Raw genomic sequence first — 16,680 nt, 5'->3', positions numbered from 1 at the left:
TGGACCTGGATTGGCCTGGCTGGCAGAGCCAATCGGGGGAGGTTGGCATGGCGAACGCGCGAGTGGTCCAGACGGCGGACAGAACGATCGGCAGTCGGCAGCTCGCCGCACTGCTCCCCGCGGAGGTTCTGGCCCGCCCCGGCTACCGGGCCCTCGCGGACGCCGTCCGCACCCTGATCCTCGACGGCCGGATCGCCCTGCACGTCCGCCTCCCCGCCGAACGCGAACTCGCCGAGGCCGTCGGCGCCAGCCGCGCCACCGTCACCGGCGCCTACGACCTGCTCCGCGAGAGCGGCTACGTGCGCAGCAGGCGAGGCTCCGGCACCTGGACCGAACTGCCCGAAGGCCACCGCCCCGTCGGCACCCACGCCCTCGTCGGCGGCATCGGCGGACGGGCCGACGACGAACCGGGCATCGACCTCGCCATCGCCGCCATGGGCGCCCCCGACGGCAGCCTCGCGGAAGCCCTGGCCTGGGCGGCGCCCCGGCTGCCCGAGCTCGCCCGCACCCCCGGCTACCACCCCTTCGGGCTGCCCGACCTGCGCACGGCCGTCGCCGACCGCTTCACCCGGCGCGGGCTGCCCACGCGCCCCGAGCAGATCCTCGTCACCGCCGGGGCCCAGCAGGCCTTCGCCCTGGTCGTCAGCCTCCTCTGCCGGCCCGGGGACCGGGTCGTCACCGAGAACCCCACCTACGCCAACGCCCTCGACGCCCTGCGCCACGCCCGGCTGCGCACCGGCTCCATCGCGGTCTCCGACGCGGGCTGGGACCTGGAGATCGCCGAGTCCACGCTGCGCCAGACCGTCCCGCGGCTGGCGTACGTGATCCCCGACTTCCACAACCCGACGGGCGCGCTGATGCCACCGGAACAGCGGCTGCGCCTCCTCGCCGCGACCCGGGCCACCGGTACCTGGCTGGTGGTCGACGAGACCATCGCCGACATCGCGCTGGACGTGCCGGCCCCCGCCCCCCTGGCCTCGCTGGCCCCGCGCGGCGGCGCCGACCACGTGATCACCATCGGCTCGCTCAGCAAGACGCACTGGGGCGGCCTGCGGGTCGGCTGGATCCGGGCCACCGCCAAGATGATCACCGAGCTGACGGCCGTACGCGTCTCCGCCGACATGACCGGCTCCGTACTCGACCAGGTCGTGGCGCTGCCCCTGATGGACGCCCTCGACCGGTCCCTGCCCGCGCGCATCGCCCAGCTGCGCGTCCAGCGCGAGGCCCTCGTCGGGTCCCTCCAGCGACACACCCCCGAATGGTCCTGGCAGCTGCCCCCGGGCGGCCTCTCGCTCTGGGTGGACCTCGGCGAACCGGTGAGCTCCGCGCTCGCCGAACGGGCCGCGGCCGCGGGCGTCCACATCGGCCGCGGAGCCCGCTTCGGCGTGGACCCGGGGACCTTCGAACACCGGCTGCGGATCCCGTACACCCTGCCCGCCGACCGGCTCGACGAGGGCGTACGGCTCCTCGCGTCGGCCTTCCACGACGGCGTACCGCTGGCCCCGGCGGTGGAGCGCCCGCACTGGGTGGCGTAGGCCGTACGGTCACCCGTGCGCGCGGATCAGGCGGCGGGAGCCGGCCACCGCCACGGCCGCCGTGCGGGAGTCGACGCCGAGCTTCGCGTAGACGTGCACCAGGTGGGACTTGACCGTGGCCTGGCTGAGGAAGAGCCGCTTGGAGATCTGCTGGTTCGACAGGCCGTCCGCGACCAGCTGGAGCACCTCCAGCTCCCGCTTCGTCAGCGCCTCGGCGGGCGTCCGCATGCGGTCCATCAGCCGCAGCGCCACCGCCGGGGCCAGCGCCGACTGGCCCGCCGCCGCCGTGCGCACCGCCGCCGCCAGCTCCTCCGGAGGGGCGTCCTTCAACAGGTAGCCGGAGGCGCCCGCCTCGACCGCCGCCAGGATGTCCGCGTCCGTGTCGTACGTGGTCAGCACCAGCACCCGCGGCCCGCCGGGCCGCGCGGTGATCGCCTCCGTGGCCGCCGAGCCGTGCATCCCGGCCCCGAACTGGAGGTCCATCAGGACCACGTCCACCGGCTCCGAGGCCGCCAGCTCCACCGCCCGCTCCGCCGTCGCGGCCTCCGCGACCACCTCGAAGTCCGGTTCGGTGTCCAGTACCGCGCGCAGCCCGGCCCGCACCACCGGGTGGTCGTCGGCGAGCAGCAGCCGGATCGTCATCAGGACGCCTCCAAGGGCAGGGGCAGGGTGACGGCCACGGCGGTGCCCTGGCCCGGGTCGGACTCGACGGTGAACAGCCCGCCGAGGGTCTCGGCCCGCGCGCGCATCGCCGGCAGGCCGAAACCGCCCCCGTCCGCGGGCGCCGAGGGCGCGGCGGCGGGGTCGAAGCCCCGGCCGTCGTCGACCACGTCCAGGGTCACCGAGGTGTCCATGAAGGTCAGGGTGATCTCGGCGCGCCCGGCCCGTGCGTGCCGCACGACGTTGGCCAGCGCCGACTGCGCGATCCGCAGCAGCGCCACCTCGTACGGGGTGGGCAGGACGCGCGGGTCGCCGCTCACGGAGAACCGCACGCGCGGACCGGGCACCCCCGAGCAGAGCCGCTCCAGCGCCCCGGCGAGCGAACCGTGCTCCAGGTCCGGCGGGGTCAGGGCCCGGACGAAGCGGCGCGCCTCGGCGAGGTTCTCCTGCGCGGCCTCCCGGGCCCGGCCGATGTGCTCGGCGGCCGGGGCGTCGGGCGGCAGGGCGCGCTCCGCCGCGCGCAGCAGCAGCTGGATCGAGGACAGGCCCTGGGCCAGGGTGTCGTGGATCTCCCGGGCCAGGCGCTCGCGCTCGGCCAGGATCCCCGCGCCCCGCTCGGCGGCCGCCAGCTCGGCCCGGGTGGCCATCAGCTCCTCGATCAGCTCGCGGCGGCGTTCGCTCTCGCGGTAGAGGGCCTGGTAGCCGAGCACCGTCGCGACGGCCACCGCCCCGCCCAGCAGCGGGCCCAGGAAGGCCCCGGGGGTGACCGCGCCGCTGTGCGCGAGGAACCCGCCGATCGCCGCGCAGGCGGTGACGGCGACGGCCGCTACGCCCCAGCGCAGCCGCAGCAGGTGCAGCTCCAGGAAGTACAGGGGGAAGGCGATCCACAGCCCGTCGGGCGAGACCACCAGCAGCGCGGCCCAGGCCGCCCCCACCGCGGCCAGCCACACCGCGGCGGCGCGCGCGGAGCGCTGGACGGAGGGGGTCAGTACGCCCGCCACGTACACGGCGCCCAGCAGCGCGCAGGCCGCGATCACCGGTTGGGCCCCGGGCCCGGGTGCGGCGACGGCCCGCCCGGCGGCCAGCGCGAGCAGCCCGAAGAGCAGCGCGTGCAGGCACAGCCGCAGGACGCGGGAGACGGGGGTCGGGGGGCGCGGGCGCGGGGCGTCGGACATGGCCCGACCAGCGTAAGTCGGCCGCCGGGAGCTCCGGTCAACCAAAAGTTCGATGTCGGGACGGGTCTTTCGATACGAGGATCACTACTGTGGCGCGATGTCCCGTGCCCACGCGGAAGACCAAGGTGGGGGACATGTTCGTCGCATGGAGAGATCTACGGTTCGCCAAGGGCCGGTTCGCCCTCATGGGCTCGGTGGTCCTGCTGATCACACTGCTGGTCGGCCTGCTGTCCGGGCTCACCTCCGGACTGGCCCGGGAGAACATCTCGGCCATCACGGGGCTGCCCGCGACCCGGCTGGCCTTCGCCGCGCCCGCCGGGGACCAGAAGGTGTCCTTCACCAGCTCCCAGGTGCCCGAGAGCGCCTGGCGGGCCTGGCGCGAGCGGCCGGGGGTGACGTCGGCGGAGCCGCTCGGGATCCGCACCACCAACGCGGTCTCGGGTGAGCGCACCGCCGCCGTGTCCCTCTTCGGCGTCGAATCGGCCGGCCGTCTCGCGCCGGCCGGCGCCGGGCTCACCCAGGGGCAGGTCGTCCTCAGCGAGAAGGCGGCCGAGGAGCTCGGCGGGCTCACCGCGGGCGCCAAGCTGAAGGCCGGTCCGCTGGAGCTGACGGTGGCCGGCGTCTCCGGCACGGCCGCCTACAGCCACACCCCGGTGGTGTGGATGGACCTGAACGACTGGCAGCGCATCGGCAACCCCGGAACCTCCCTGGAGTCCCTGGCCACCGTCCTGGCCCTCGACGGCGACGGAGCCGTGGACTGGGCCGCGGGCGACCGGGCCGCCTCGACCCGCGCCCAGACCGTCGAGGACGCCCTGGGCGCCATAGGCTCCTACCAGGCCGAGAACGGCTCGCTCCAGCTGATGCGCGGCTTCCTCTTCGCCATCTCGGCCCTGGTCATAGGGGCCTTCTTCACGGTGTGGACGATCCAGCGCAGCGGCGACGTCGCCGTGCTGAAGGCGCTCGGCGCCTCCACCCCGTACCTGCTGAAGGACGCCCTCGGCCAGGCCGTGGTGATGCTGGCGATCGGCACCGGGGCCGGCACCGCCCTGGCCGTGGCCGCCGGCGCGCTGATCAGCGGGGGCGACGTGCCCTTCGTCCTCGACGCGGCCACCGTGCTGGTCCCCGCCGCGATCATGATCGCGCTGGGCGTGCTGGGCGCCGCCCTGTCCATCCGGCGGATCACCGCCGTCGACCCGCTGACCGCCCTCGGGAGCGCCCGATGACCCTGCTCGTCCACGACGTCACGCTCACGTACCCCGACGGGGAAGGCCGCCTCACCGCCCTGGACGCGGTGTCCCTGGAGGTGCCCGCGGGCACCATGACCGCCGTCATCGGGCCGTCCGGCTCCGGCAAGTCCAGCCTGCTGGCGGTGGCCGCGACCCTGGTCACCCCGGACTCCGGCCGGGTCGTCGTCGCGGGCCGCGACACCGCCCTGCTCGGCGCCGCCGAGAAGTCGGCCCTGCGCCGGGAGGAGATCGGCATCGTCTTCCAGCAGCCGAACCTGCTGGCCTCGCTGACGGCCCTGGAACAGCTCCAGGTCATGGCCCACCTCTCCGGCCGGCCCTCGGGCCGGATGCGCCGGCGCGCGCTGGAGCTGCTGGAGGCGGTGGGCCTGGCCGACAAGGCCGGCAAGCGCCCGCACGAACTGTCCGGCGGCCAGCGCCAGCGCGTCAACATCGCCCGCGCCCTGATGAACGAGCCCGCGGTGCTGCTGGTCGACGAGCCCACCAGCGCCCTCGACCACGAGCGGGGCGCGGCCGTGCTCGACCTGCTGGTCGCCCTCACCCGGGAGCGCTCCACGGCCACGGTGCTGGTCACCCACGACCACGCCCACCTGGACCGCACGGACCGTACGGCGACGATGGCCGACGGCCGCCTCACCGCGCCGGAGCCGTCCCCGGCGGCCTGAAGCGTACGAAGGCCCCCGCGGCCCCTCCGGAGAGGGGCGGCGGGGGCCTTCGTACGCGTACGGGGTCAGGCCGGGTTCTGGCTCTGGAGGGCCACCGACAGTTCGGCGGCGACGCCCTGGAGGATCGGCACGAAGGACTCGGCGACGGCCTCCGTGACACGGCCGGCCGGGCCGGAGATGGAGATCGCGGCGGCGGTCGGCGAGTTCGGCACCGACACGGCGAGGCAGCGGACTCCTATTTCCTGCTCGTTGTCGTCGACCGCGTAGCCCGCCTTGCGGACCTTCTCCAGCGCCTCCAGGAAGCCCTCGGGCGTGGTGATGGTCTTCTCGGTCGCGGCCGGCATCCCGGTGCGGGACAGCAGGGCGCGGACCTCGTCGGCGGGGGTGTGGGCGAGCAGCGCCTTGCCCACGCCCGTGGAGTGCGGGAGCACCCGGCGGCCGACCTCGGTGAACATGCGCATGGAGTGCTTGGACGGCACCTGCGCGACGTAGACGATCTCGTCCCCGTCGAGGAGGGCCATGTTGGCCGTCTCACCGGTCTCCTCGACCAGACGGGCGAGGTAGGGGCGGGCCCAGGTGCCCAGCAGGCGCGAGGCGGACTCGCCGAGGCGGATCAGCCGGGGGCCGAGGGAGTAGCGCCGGTTGGGCTGCTGCCGGACGTAGCCGCACGCCACGAGGGTGCGCATCAGGCGGTGGATGGTGGGCAGCGGGAGGCCGCTGGCGGCGGAGAGCTCGCTGAGTCCGACTTCGCCCCCGGCGTCGGCCATGCGTTCGAGCAGATCGAAGGCGCGCTCGAGGGACTGGACGCCACCGCTGGCGGCGGTGGGCTTGGCGGAAGCGTCGGTGGTGCTGGCGCTGGACGTCGGCACGGGCGCGGTCCTTTCGGTGCTGGCAGGCAAGGGAGCAGCCTACCGGTCGGTCGGCGGCGGCCCTAGATCCGGGCCCTTGCCGTCCCCGCCGGTCAGAGGCGGTTTGTCCTGGTGGCGGACGTCCTCGGGAAGTTACCCGTCCGGTTCCTGGTGGTGGTAGCTACATTCTGGATAGTGAAATCTTAATTCCATCCTGTGGAAACATCCAATTGCGGCCCGAGAGGGTCAGCGGTCCGTCCGGTCGCTCTTGACTGCTTCCGGATCGGGGTGAAGACTCCGTCAACAGAACGTTGAATTTCGCTCTGTGGAAGTAGATGGGGAGGTTCCGGTGGCCGACGTGGCTGTGGAACTGGTACTGCGCTCGACGCGCGTCATCACCCCCGAGGGGACGCGCGCCGCCTCGGTGGCCGTCGCCGGCGGGAAGATCACGGCGGTGCTGGCGCACGACGCCGAGGTACCGGCCGGAGCACGGCTGGAGGACTTCGGAGACGACGTCCTGCTCCCCGGCCTGGTCGACACCCACGTCCACGTGAACGACCCGGGCCGCACGGAGTGGGAGGGCTTCTGGACGGCCACCCGCGCCGCCGCCGCCGGCGGCATCACCACCATCCTCGACATGCCGCTCAACTCCCTGCCGCCGACCACCACGGCCGACAACCTCCGCGTCAAGCAGGAGGTCGCCCGGACCAAGGCGCACGTGGACATCGGCTTCTGGGGCGGCGCGCTGCCCGACAACGTCAAGGACCTGCGCCCGCTGCACGACGCCGGCGTCTACGGATTCAAGTGCTTCCTGTCGCCCTCGGGCGTCGAGGAGTTCCCCGAGCTCGACCAGGAGCGGCTGGCCGCCTCCCTCGCGGAGATCACCGGCTTCGGCGGCCTGATGATCGTGCACGCCGAGGACCCGCACCACCTGGAGTCCGCGCCGCAGAACCCGGGCCCCAAGTACGCCGACTTCCTGGCCTCGCGTCCCAAGGACGCCGAGAACACCGCGATCCAGAACCTGATCGACCAGGCCCGGCGGCTGAACGCCCGCGTCCACGTGCTGCACCTGTCCTCCTCCGACGCGCTGCCGCTGATCGCCGCGGCCAAGGCCGAGGGCGTGCAGATCACCGTCGAGTCCTGCCCGCACTTCCTCACCCTCACCGCCGAGGAAGTCCCGGACGGCGCCACCGAGTTCAAGTGCTGCCCGCCCATCCGCGAGGCCGCCAACCAGGACCTCCTGTGGGACGCGCTCGCCGACGGCACCATCGACTGCATCGTCTCCGACCACTCGCCCTCCACCGCGGACCTGAAGACCGGCGACTTCGCCACCGCCTGGGGCGGCATCTCCTCCCTCCAGCTGGGCCTCCCGGCGATCTGGACCGAGGCGCGCAGGCGCGGCCGCAGCCTGGAGGACGTCGTCCGCTGGATGTCGGCCGCCCCGGCCGCCCTCGCCGGACTGGCCCAGAAGGGCGCGATCGAGGCGGGCCGCGACGCCGACTTCGCCGTCCTGGCACCCGAAGAGACCTTCACCGTGGACCCCGCGGAACTGCACCACCGCAACCGGGTCACGGCGTACGCGGGCAAGACCCTGCACGGCGTCGTGAAGTCCACCTGGCTGCGCGGCACCCAGATCGCCGACCACGGCACCCCGACCGAGCCCACGGGCCTCCTCCTCGAAAGGCAGAACTGACAGTGGCACAGCGTTCAACTGGACTGGCTTCCTTCACCGGCAACGCGAACCCGTACGGAGGCGGCGACCCGTACGCGGACTACCGCACCGCGGACTTCCCGTTCACCCAGTACGCGAACCTCGCCGCCCGTGAGCTGGGCGCCGGTGTCACCTTCGCCAACGACGAGTTCTTCGCCATGCGCGAGAACCTGCTCATCGCCGAGGCCGCGCACTTCGACCCCGAGCACTTCGGCCACAAGGGCAAGGTCATGGACGGCTGGGAGACCCGCCGCCGCCGCGGCGTCTCCGCCACCCAGCCCTGGCCGACCCCCGAGGACCACGACTACGCCCTGGTGCGCCTCGGCGCCCCCGGCGTGATCCGCGGCATCGTCGTCGACACCGCCCACTTCCGCGGCAACATGCCGCAGGCCGTCTCCGTCGAGGGCACCAACTGGGAAGGCGCCCTCGCGCCGACCCCGGAGGAGCTCCTCGGCGACGACGTCAAGTGGACCGTGCTCGTCCCGCGCACCCCGGTTGGCGGCCACGCGGCCAACGGCTTCGAGGTCAGCGCCGAGCAGCGCTTCACGCACCTGCGCGTCAACCAGCACCCCGACGGCGGCATCGCCCGCCTGCGCGTCTACGGCGAGGTCGTCCCCGACCCGCAGTGGCTCGCCACGCTCGGCACCTTCGACGTCGTCGCGCTGGAGAACGGCGGCTCGGTGGAGGACGCGTCCAACCGCTTCTACTCCCCGCCGACCAACACCATCAACCCGGGCCGCTCCCGCAAGATGGACGACGGCTGGGAGACCGCCCGCCGCCGCGACAACGGCAACGACTGGATCCGCTACCAGCTCGTCGCCGAGTCCGAGATCCGCGCCGTCGAGATCGACACCGCGTACCTCAAGGGCAACTCGGCCGGCTGGGCCTCGCTGTCGGTCAAGACCGGCGAGGAGGGCGAGTGGACGGAGTTCCTGCCGCGCACCCGCCTCCAGCCCGACACCAACCACCGCTTCGTACTGGACGCCCCGGCGGTCGGCACGCACGTGCGGATCGACATCTTCCCGGACGGCGGCTTCTCCCGCCTGCGTCTGTACGGCTCGCTGACGGAGACGGGCGCGGCCGCGCACGCCGCCCGCCACCAGGAGCTGGGCGGCTGACGCCACCCCTCCCGACGACCGCCCCGGGGGCCGACACCCCCGGGGCGCGGGCCCTGACCGAAGGGGCGCACCGCGAGCCGGCGCGCCCCTTCGTCACGCCCGCCGCGCCCCGCTACGCCGCGTGCCCGCCGTCCACGGAGAACTCCGCGCCCGTGACGTACCGGGCGTCCGCTCCGGCGAGGAAGGACACCATGGCCGCCACCTCCCGGGCGGTGCCGAAACGGCCGAGGGCCGTCATCGCCGCCTGGGGCGCCGCGTAGGGCCCGTCGGCCGGGTTCATGCCGGCGTCCACCGGACCCGGGTGGACGATGTTCGGGGTCGCCCGCGTCGGCGCGTACGGCCAGCCCGCGCCGCCCGAGGGCCTCGACCTCGCCGATCACCCCCGCCGCCGCCCCGGCGTCGTCGACGTACGTGATCACGACGTCGAACCCGTCCTCCGCGAGCCGCAGGGCGCCGGCCGCGCCGATCCCGCGACCGCCGCCGGTCACCAGTGCCACGGATCCGTTCATGGTGCTCTCCCTCGTCAGTTGGTTGCGATTTCAATGAAATGGGAGTCCGGGGCGGCCCGCCGGCAGGAATCGGACACGGCGTTTTCGCGCGCCGCGCCGATGAGTTCCGAGGGGTCCGGGAGTCTGAACCCGGGCAAGGACGACCCGGCAAGGACGAACCAGCAAGGAGCGCAGAGCCATGGGCAAGCTGACCCTCACCACCTTCCTGACCCTCGACGGCGTGTACCAGGCCCCCGGGGGCCCGCAGGAGGACACCAGCGGCGGCTTCGAGTACGGCGGCTGGGTGGCGCCCTTCGCCGACGAGGGCATGGGGGAGTTCGCCGCGGAACTGTTCGGCCGCGCCGGGGCGTTCCTGCTCGGGCGCAAGACGTACGAGATCTTCGCCGGGTACTGGCCGAAGCAGACCGATCCCGCCGACCCGATCGCGGGCCCGCTGAACCGACTGCCGAAGTACGTGGCCTCCACCACCCTCAAGGAGCCCGCCTGGGCCGGCACCACCGTCGTGGACGGCGAGCAGCTCCAGGCGGAGGTGGTCCGGGCCAAGGACGCGACCGACGGCGAACTCCAGCTGCACGGCAGCGGGCAGCTGGCGCAGTGGCTGCTCGCCCGGGACCTCGTCGAGGAGCTGAACCTGCTGACCTTCCCGGTGTTCCTGGGAGCCGGCCGCCGCCTCTTCTCCACCGGCGGCCTGCCGACGGCCTTCGAGCTGACGGCCTCCCGCACCACGGGCAGCGGCATCGCGATCCACACCTACCGGACCGCCGGCCGCGCCGCCTTCGGCACGATCGGCGAGTAACCCCTCCGGCGCGCCGGGCCGGCCGGAGCGGGGGAGGGGCGCCGCGGAAACCGGTCGACCGGGAAGATCGACTCGGCTACCGTGGGCCCGCACCCGTGCGAGCCGCCGAAGTCTCCACCCCCTTCCCGCCGCTGGAGACGCCCCGGTGTCCACGCTCGCCGCCCCCTCGCCCGCCCTCGCAGAACGCCGGGCCCGGCTCGCCGACCTGCCCGTGCTGCTCGTCGCCGTCGTCTGGGGCGGCAGCTACCTCGCGGCCAAGGGGATCACCACCCCGCACACCGTGATCGCGGTCCTCGTACTGCGCTTCGCGCTCGTGCTGCCCGTCCTGGTCCTCGCCGGGTGGAGCCGGCTGCGCGCGCTGAACGCCGCCCAGATGCGCGGCGCCGGGGTGCTGGGCCTCGTACTCGGCGGGATCTTCCTGCTGGAGACCTACGGGGTGGTGCACACCTCCGCCACCAACGCCGGGCTGATCATCAGCCTGACCATGATCTTCACCCCGCTCGCCGAATCGGCCGTCCGGCGGACCGCCCCCTCGCCCGCCTTCCTCGGCGCCGCCGCGGTGTCCGTCGCCGGTGTCGTCCTGCTCACCCAGGGCGCCGGGTTCACCGCACCCGGCGCCGGCGACCTGCTGATCCTCGGCGCCGCCCTCGCCCGCACCCTCCACGTGCTGCTGATGGCCCGGATCAAGAGCGTCCAGGACGCCGACCCGCTCTCCCTGACCACCGTCCAGCTCGGCGGCGCCGTCCTGGTGTTTGCCGTCCTCGCGGCCCTGCCGGGCACGGGCGCCTCCCCGTGGGCGGCCGCGGCGGACTTCGGGGCCGCCGAATGGGCCGGCCTCGTCTTCCTCTCCGTCTTCTGCACCCTCTTCGCCTTCTTCGTGCAGATGTGGGCCGTGCGCCGCACCTCGCCCTCCCGGGTCAGCCTGCTGCTCGGCACCGAACCCCTCTGGGCCGCCGCGGCGGGCATCGCCCTCGGCGGCGAGCACCTCGGCGCCGCGGGTCTGACGGGCGCCGCCCTGGTACTCGCCGGTACCGCCTGGGGACGTCGCGCGGCGGGCTGAACGACCGGCCGCGGGCCGCACGATTGTCCGAAAGTAGCTCCGTCCCGCTTGATCGCCGCGCCTACTGTGACGGTCATGCCCGTTCTCGATATCAGTTCGATCGCCGAAGACTTCAACGAGAACCCGTACCCGCACTACGCGCGGATGCGGGCGGAAGGACCCGTCCACCGGGTCAAGGCGACGGACGGCACGGAAATCTGTCTCATCGTCGGTGACGAGGAGGCCCGGCAGGCCCTCGTCCACCCCGCCGTCTCCAAGAACTGGCTGACCTCCGGCCGCAGCTTCGCCGACCGCGAGACCACCGACGCGAGCGCCAACATGCACCGCGCCGACCCGCCCCACCACACCCGGCTGCGCCGGCTCGTGTCCCGGCCCTTCACCTCCCGCCGGGTCGAGGACCTGCGCCCCCGCGTCCAGCAGATCACGGACGAGCTGCTGGACGCGATGGAGGCGGACCCGTCCCGCGGCGCGGACCTGGTGAAGTCCTTCGCTTCCCCGCTGCCGATGACCGTCATCTGCGAGCTCCTCGGAGTCCCCGACGCCGACCGCACCCCCTTCGGGGCCTGGTCCGTCGAGATCGTCTCGCCCACCGGCCAGGAGGCCGAGGACGCCGCCCTGCGGGAGATGACCGCCTACCTGACCGAGCTGACCGACGCCAAGCGCGCCGCCCCCGGCGAGGACCTGCTCAGCGCCTGGACCCTCAGCCGCGACGACGACGGCGACCGGCTGACCCCGCGGGAACTGGTTGCCATGGCCTTCCTGCTGATGATCGGCGGATACGAGACCACCAGCCACCTCATCACCAACGGGGTACGGGCCCTGTTCGCCCACCCCGAGCAGCTGGCGGCCCTGCGCGCCGACTTCGACGGGCTGATCGACGGCGCCGTCGAGGAGATCCTGCGCTACGACGGCCCGGTGGAGTCCTCCACCTTCCGCTTCGCCCGCGAGGACCTGGAGATCGGCGGCACCTTCATCGAGGAGGGCACCGCCGTCCTGATCTCCCTGGCGAGCGCGGACCGCGACCCGGCCCGCTTCGCGCGGCCCGACGTGTTCGACATCCGCCGCCAGGGCCCCGGCCACATGGCCTTCGGCCACGGCATCCACTTCTGCCTCGGCGCCCCGCTCGCCCGCATGGAGGGCCGGATCGCCCTGCGCAGCCTGCTGGAGCGCTTCCCGGACCTCGCCGAGGTGCCCGGGCCGCGCGAGTGGATCAGGGGCGCCCTGGTCCGGGGCGTCAAGCAGTACCCGGTGCGCTGGTAGGCGCCGCACCGTGAGCGCCCGCCGCCGCGGCCCCTCAGAGATCCGGGAGCTCGTCCAGCCGGACCGGACGCCGCTCCCGGCGCGAGCGCTCGCACGCCTCCGCGACCCGGAAGGCGGCGAGCGCCTCCCGGCCGTCGCACGGGTTGGGGCCCTCGCCGCGCACCAGCCGGACGAAGGCCGCCAGCTCGGCCTCGTACGCGGGGGCGAAGCGCTCCAGGAACCCGCCCCACGGCTTGCTCGCCGCGGGCGGGCCCTGCGGTTCGGTCGAGGCGATCGGCGTACGGTCGTCCAGCCCGGCGGAGACCTGGTCCAGCTCACCGGCCAGCTCCATGCGCACGTCGTACCCGGCGCCGTTGCACCGCGTCCCGGTACTGCCGACGAGGGTTCCGTCGTCCAGGGTGAGGACGGCCGCGGCGGTGTCGACGTCGCCGCTCGCGCGGAACCGCGCGGGCCCCGCGTCCGAACCGGCCGCGTACACCTCGACGACCTCGTGCCCGGTCACCCAGCGGACCGCGTCGAAGTCGTGCACCAGGCAGTCCCGGTACAGGCCCCCGGAGGCCGCCAGATATGCGGCGTCCGGCGGCGCCGGGTCGGCCGTCACCGTCCGTACGGTGTGCAGCCGGCCCAGCGCGCCGGAACGGACCAGTTCCCGCGCGGTGCGGTAGCCCGCGTCGAAGCGGCGCATGAAGCCCAGCTGGACCACTGCGCCGACGGCCGTCACCTCCCGCAGCACGGCGAGGCTGCGGGCCAGGTCCGGTGCCATCGGCTTCTCGCAGAACACCGGGAGCCCGGCCCGTACCGCCCGCAGCACCAGCTCGGCGTGCCCCTCGGTCGAGCAGGCCACGACCACCGCGTCCACGCCCCACGTGAAGACCTGCTCCACGCTCGGTGCGGCGGTGGCCCCGAGCCGGTCCGCGAGCCGCGCGGCCCGCCCGGGATCGGCGTCGGCGAGCAGCAGCGAGCCGGCGTCCGGGTGGCGGGCCAGTGCGGCCGCGTGGAACGAACCGATGCGGCCGGTTCCGATGAGCCCGATGCGCATGCACTCAACCTGACCCCGTACGGGGGACCTGTCAATCCGCCCGCGCACGCCCCGATGGCCCTTCATGGTCCACTGTGGCGGATACTGGGCGGCTGGAACCGGAATGACCGATTGATGACGGACGAGGGAAGGGCACGGCGACGTGGCTAGGGTTCGGACAGGGGTACGCGTCGTGGGCGCCGTGCTCGCGGCGGTACTGGGGGCCTCCCTCGCGGGCTGCAGCAGCACGGGCGGCAAGCGCGCCGAGGAGCGGGCGAAGGCCGCCGAGGCGGGCCGGCCCGCCGTGTCCACCCCGCGCTGGACCTTCGCGATGGTCACCCACGCGGGCGACGGGGACACCTTCTGGGACATCGTCCAGAAGGGCGCCAAGGAGGCCTCGGCGAAGGACAACATCAACTTCGTCTACTCCCACGACGACCAGGCACAGCAGCAGGCCCAGTTCGTGCAGAACGCCATCGACCAGAAGGTCGACGGGATCATCGTCAGCCTCGCCAAGCCCGACGCCCTCAAGGACGTCGTCGGCAAGGCGGTCAAGGCCGGCATCCCGGTGATCACGGTCAACTCCGGATCCGCCCAGTCCGCCGAGTACGGGGCCCTCACCCACATCGGCCAGGACGAGCAGATCGCGGGCGAGGCCGTCGGCACCGAGCTGACCAAGCGCGGCAGGAAGAAGGCCGTCTGCGTCCTGCACGAGCAGGGCAACGTCGGCCACGAGCAGCGCTGCGCCGGGGCGAAGAAGACCTTCGGCGGGAGCATGGAGAACCTGTACGTCGAGGGCACCAACATGCCCTCCGTCCAGGCGGCCATCCAGGCGAAGCTCCAGGCGGACCCGTCCGTCGACGCGATCGTCACCCTGGGCGCCCCCTTCGCCCCGACCGCCGTCAAGGCGAAGGACGCGGCGGGCAGCAAGGCCGAGGTGGACACCTTCGACCTCAACGAATCCGTCGCCCGTGACCTCAAGTCCGGCGCCCTCGGCTTCGCCGTGGACCAGCAGCCCTACCTCCAGGGCTACCAGGCCGTGGACCTGCTGTGGCTCTACCGCTACAACGCGGACGTCCTCGGCGGCGGCCGCCCCGTCCTCACGGGCCCGCAGATCGTCACCGGGGCCGAGGCCTCCGAGCTGGAGGAGTACGTCAAGCGGGGCACCCGATGAGCGCCGCCGCCCCCACCGCCGACGAACGCCTCGCGCCGGCCTCCCTGCTGCGCCGCCTCCTCGGCCGCCCCGAACTGGGCGCGGTCGTCGGCGCGGTCGCCGTCTTCGTGTTCTTCTCCTTCGCGGCCGAAAGCTTCCTGCGGGCCTCCAGCCTGAGCACGATCCTCTACTCGGCCTCCACCATCGGGATCATGGCGGTACCGGTCGCCCTGCTCATGATCGGCGGCGAGTTCGACCTCTCCGCCGGCGTGATGGTCACCACGTCGGCCCTGGTCAGTTCGATGTTCAGCTACCAGATGACCGCCAACGTGTGGGTCGGCGTCCTCGTGTCGCTGCTGGTCACCCTCGCCATCGGCTTCTTCAACGGGTTCATGCTGACCCGCACCAAGCTGCCGAGCTTCATCATCACGCTCGGCACCTTCCTGATGCTGACCGGCCTGAACCTCGGCTTCACCAAGCTGATCAGCGGCTCGGTCTCCACGAAGTCGATCGCCGACATGGAGGGCTTCTCCTCGGCCCGCGCGCTCTTCGCCTCGCAGTGGAACATCGGCTCGGTCACCCTCAAGGTCACCATCCTGTGGTGGCTGGCCCTGGTCGCCATCGCCACCTGGATCCTGCTGCGCACCCGCGCCGGTAACTGGATCTTCGCCGTGGGCGGCGGGGCCGACGCGGCCCGCGCCACCGGCGTCCCCGTGGTCAAGACCCGCATCGGCCTCTACATGGGCGTCGCCCTGTGCGCCTGGATCTCCGGCCAGCACATCCTGTTCTCCTTCGACGTCGTCCAGTCGGGCGAGGGCGTCGGCAACGAGTTCCTCTACATCATCGCGGCCGTCATCGGCGGCTGTCTGATGACCGGCGGCTACGGCTCCGCGATCGGCGCGGCCGTCGGGGCCTTCATCTTCGGCATGACGAGCAACGGCATCGTCTACGCCCAGTGGAACCCGGACTGGTTCAAGTTCTTCCTCGGCGGGATGCTGCTGCTGGCCACGCTGCTGAACGCCTGGGTGCGCAAGCGGGCGGAGGCGAGCAAGTGAGCAAGGAAACCGGAACCGGCGCGCAGGCCGCGACGGCCCTCGTGAAGCTGACCGACGTCAGCAAGTACTACGGCAACATCCGCGCCCTCCAGGGGGTCTCCCTGGAGGTCTCGGCCGGCGAGATCACCTGCGTCCTCGGCGACAACGGCGCCGGCAAGTCCACCCTCATCAAGATCATCGCGGGGCTGCACCGGCACGACGCCGGCTCCTTCGAGATCGAGGGGGAGGAGACCGTGCTCGCCAACCCGCGCGCGGCCCTCGACCACGGCATCGCCACCGTCTACCAGGACCTGGCCGTCGTCCCGCTCATGCCCGTCTGGCGGAACTTCTTCCTCGGCTCCGAGCCCACCAGGGGCCGCGGTCCCTTCCGCCGCCTCGACGTGGACCTCATGCGCGAAACCACCCGCACCGAGCTGCTGCGGATGGGCATCGACCTGCGCGACGTGGACCAGCCCATCGGCACCCTGTCCGGCGGCGAGCGCCAGTGCGTGGCCATCGCCCGGGCCGTGTACTTCGGCGCGAAGGTCCTCGTCCTGGACGAGCCCACCGCCGCCCTCGGCGTGAAGCAGTCCGGCGTGGTCCTCAAGTACGTCGCCGCCGCCCGCGACGCGGGCCTCGGCGTGGTCCTCATCACCCACAACCCGCACCACGCCTACCTGGTCGGGGACCGTTTCGTGCTCCTGAAGCGCGGCACGATGGCCGGCAGCCACACCCGGGAATCGATCACCCTGGACGAGCTCACCCGGCAGATGGCGGGCGGCTCGGAGCTGGACGAGCTGAGCCACGAGCTGGAGCGAGTGGCAGAATCAGGACCGGACGCCGCACCCGGCTCCGCACCGGGCACCACCGCACGATGAGGGACGACACGACTCG

General features: G+C 73.1%; 15 protein-coding genes and 1 pseudogene. 11 read left to right on the top strand and 5 right to left on the bottom strand.

The window, feature by feature from the left end; translation table 11 throughout:
* Window positions 1-47: 47 nt before the first annotated feature.
* Window positions 48-1,535 carry a MocR-like transcription factor YczR gene (gene yczR, locus AC07B0_RS29025; protein WP_356876363.1) on the top strand — a complete coding sequence of 496 codons (1,488 nt, stop codon included), beginning with the start codon at window positions 48-50 and terminating at the stop codon, window positions 1,533-1,535.
* 9 nt (window positions 1,536-1,544) lie between these two features.
* On the opposite strand, the gene AC07B0_RS29020 is transcribed toward yczR, so the two are convergent.
* On the bottom strand, window positions 1,545-2,177 hold the full coding sequence (locus AC07B0_RS29020) for a response regulator transcription factor (RefSeq protein ID WP_356876361.1): 633 nt from the start codon (window positions 2,175-2,177) through the stop codon (window positions 1,545-1,547).
* Window positions 2,177-3,370, bottom strand: a complete 1,194-nt coding sequence (locus tag AC07B0_RS29015) for a sensor histidine kinase (RefSeq protein WP_478899229.1) — start codon at window positions 3,368-3,370, stop codon at window positions 2,177-2,179. The genes AC07B0_RS29020 and AC07B0_RS29015 overlap by 1 nt, the downstream gene beginning before the upstream one ends.
* Window positions 3,371-3,504: 134 nt before the next feature.
* Here AC07B0_RS29015 and AC07B0_RS29010 point away from each other — a divergent pair, with 134 nt between their 5' ends.
* Window positions 3,505-4,593, top strand: a complete 1,089-nt coding sequence (locus tag AC07B0_RS29010; RefSeq protein WP_356876357.1) for an ABC transporter permease — start codon at window positions 3,505-3,507, stop codon at window positions 4,591-4,593.
* Window positions 4,590-5,279 carry an ABC transporter ATP-binding protein gene (locus AC07B0_RS29005; protein ID WP_356876355.1) on the top strand — a complete coding sequence of 230 codons (690 nt, stop codon included), beginning with the start codon at window positions 4,590-4,592 and terminating at the stop codon, window positions 5,277-5,279. Before AC07B0_RS29010 ends, AC07B0_RS29005 begins: the two co-directional genes overlap by 4 nt.
* A 65-nt stretch (window positions 5,280-5,344) precedes the next feature.
* Here the strand turns inward: AC07B0_RS29005 and AC07B0_RS29000 are convergent, their stop codons facing one another.
* Window positions 5,345-6,148 (bottom strand): IclR family transcriptional regulator, encoded by an 804-nt coding sequence (locus tag AC07B0_RS29000; RefSeq protein WP_356876353.1) that lies wholly within the window; start codon window positions 6,146-6,148, stop codon window positions 5,345-5,347.
* Window positions 6,149-6,485: 337 nt separating this feature from the next.
* Here AC07B0_RS29000 and allB point away from each other — a divergent pair, with 337 nt between their 5' ends.
* Together allB and alc are read left to right on the top strand one after the other, a co-directional pair.
* Window positions 6,486-7,820, top strand: coding sequence for an allantoinase AllB (gene allB / locus AC07B0_RS28995; RefSeq protein WP_467293459.1), 1,335 nt, complete (start codon window positions 6,486-6,488; stop codon window positions 7,818-7,820).
* Window positions 7,821-7,822: 2 nt separating this feature from the next.
* Window positions 7,823-8,956, top strand: a complete 1,134-nt coding sequence (gene alc / locus AC07B0_RS28990; RefSeq protein ID WP_356876349.1) for an allantoicase — start codon at window positions 7,823-7,825, stop codon at window positions 8,954-8,956.
* Window positions 8,957-9,068: 112 nt separating this feature from the next.
* Here alc and AC07B0_RS28985 read toward each other — a convergent pair.
* Window positions 9,069-9,465 (bottom strand): annotated as a pseudogene (locus AC07B0_RS28985) (SDR family oxidoreductase).
* Between the two features lie 178 nt (window positions 9,466-9,643).
* Between AC07B0_RS28985 and AC07B0_RS28980 the strand changes: the two are divergent.
* From AC07B0_RS28980 to AC07B0_RS28970, 3 genes are all read left to right on the top strand, one after another.
* Complete coding sequence (locus tag AC07B0_RS28980; protein WP_467293094.1) at window positions 9,644-10,261, top strand: dihydrofolate reductase family protein; 618 nt, start codon at window positions 9,644-9,646, stop codon at window positions 10,259-10,261.
* A 145-nt stretch (window positions 10,262-10,406) separates the two neighbouring features.
* The gene (locus AC07B0_RS28975) at window positions 10,407-11,321 is read left to right on the top strand and encodes a DMT family transporter (RefSeq protein ID WP_478899228.1); all 915 of its coding nucleotides are present in this window, start codon (window positions 10,407-10,409) and stop codon (window positions 11,319-11,321) included.
* Window positions 11,322-11,396: 75 nt separating this feature from the next.
* Entirely contained in the window at window positions 11,397-12,581 is a 1,185-nt protein-coding gene (locus tag AC07B0_RS28970; protein WP_356876341.1) for a cytochrome P450 family protein, read from the top strand.
* A gap of 34 nt (window positions 12,582-12,615) precedes the next feature.
* On the opposite strand, the gene AC07B0_RS28965 is transcribed toward AC07B0_RS28970, so the two are convergent.
* Window positions 12,616-13,620, bottom strand: a complete 1,005-nt coding sequence (locus AC07B0_RS28965) for a Gfo/Idh/MocA family protein (protein ID WP_356876339.1) — start codon at window positions 13,618-13,620, stop codon at window positions 12,616-12,618.
* A 142-nt stretch (window positions 13,621-13,762) separates the two neighbouring features.
* Here AC07B0_RS28965 and AC07B0_RS28960 point away from each other — a divergent pair, with 142 nt between their 5' ends.
* From AC07B0_RS28960 to AC07B0_RS28950, 3 genes are read left to right on the top strand one after another with little or no spacing between them, the layout of a single operon-like run.
* A complete protein-coding gene (locus tag AC07B0_RS28960; protein ID WP_478899227.1) occupies window positions 13,763-14,773 on the top strand; it encodes a sugar ABC transporter substrate-binding protein in 1,011 nt (336 codons plus the stop codon).
* Window positions 14,770-15,807, top strand: a complete 1,038-nt coding sequence (locus tag AC07B0_RS28955; RefSeq protein ID WP_356876335.1) for an ABC transporter permease — start codon at window positions 14,770-14,772, stop codon at window positions 15,805-15,807. The genes AC07B0_RS28960 and AC07B0_RS28955 overlap by 4 nt, the downstream gene beginning before the upstream one ends.
* Window positions 15,804-16,664 carry an ATP-binding cassette domain-containing protein gene (locus AC07B0_RS28950; protein WP_469382343.1) on the top strand — a complete coding sequence of 287 codons (861 nt, stop codon included), beginning with the start codon at window positions 15,804-15,806 and terminating at the stop codon, window positions 16,662-16,664. Before AC07B0_RS28955 ends, AC07B0_RS28950 begins: the two co-directional genes overlap by 4 nt.
* Window positions 16,665-16,680: the final 16 nt, after the last annotated feature.

The organism is Streptomyces sp. NPDC044704, assembly GCF_056433525.1.
Note: the sequence above shows the minus strand (reverse complement) of the source record. Positions and strands in the feature narration are given on the sequence as shown.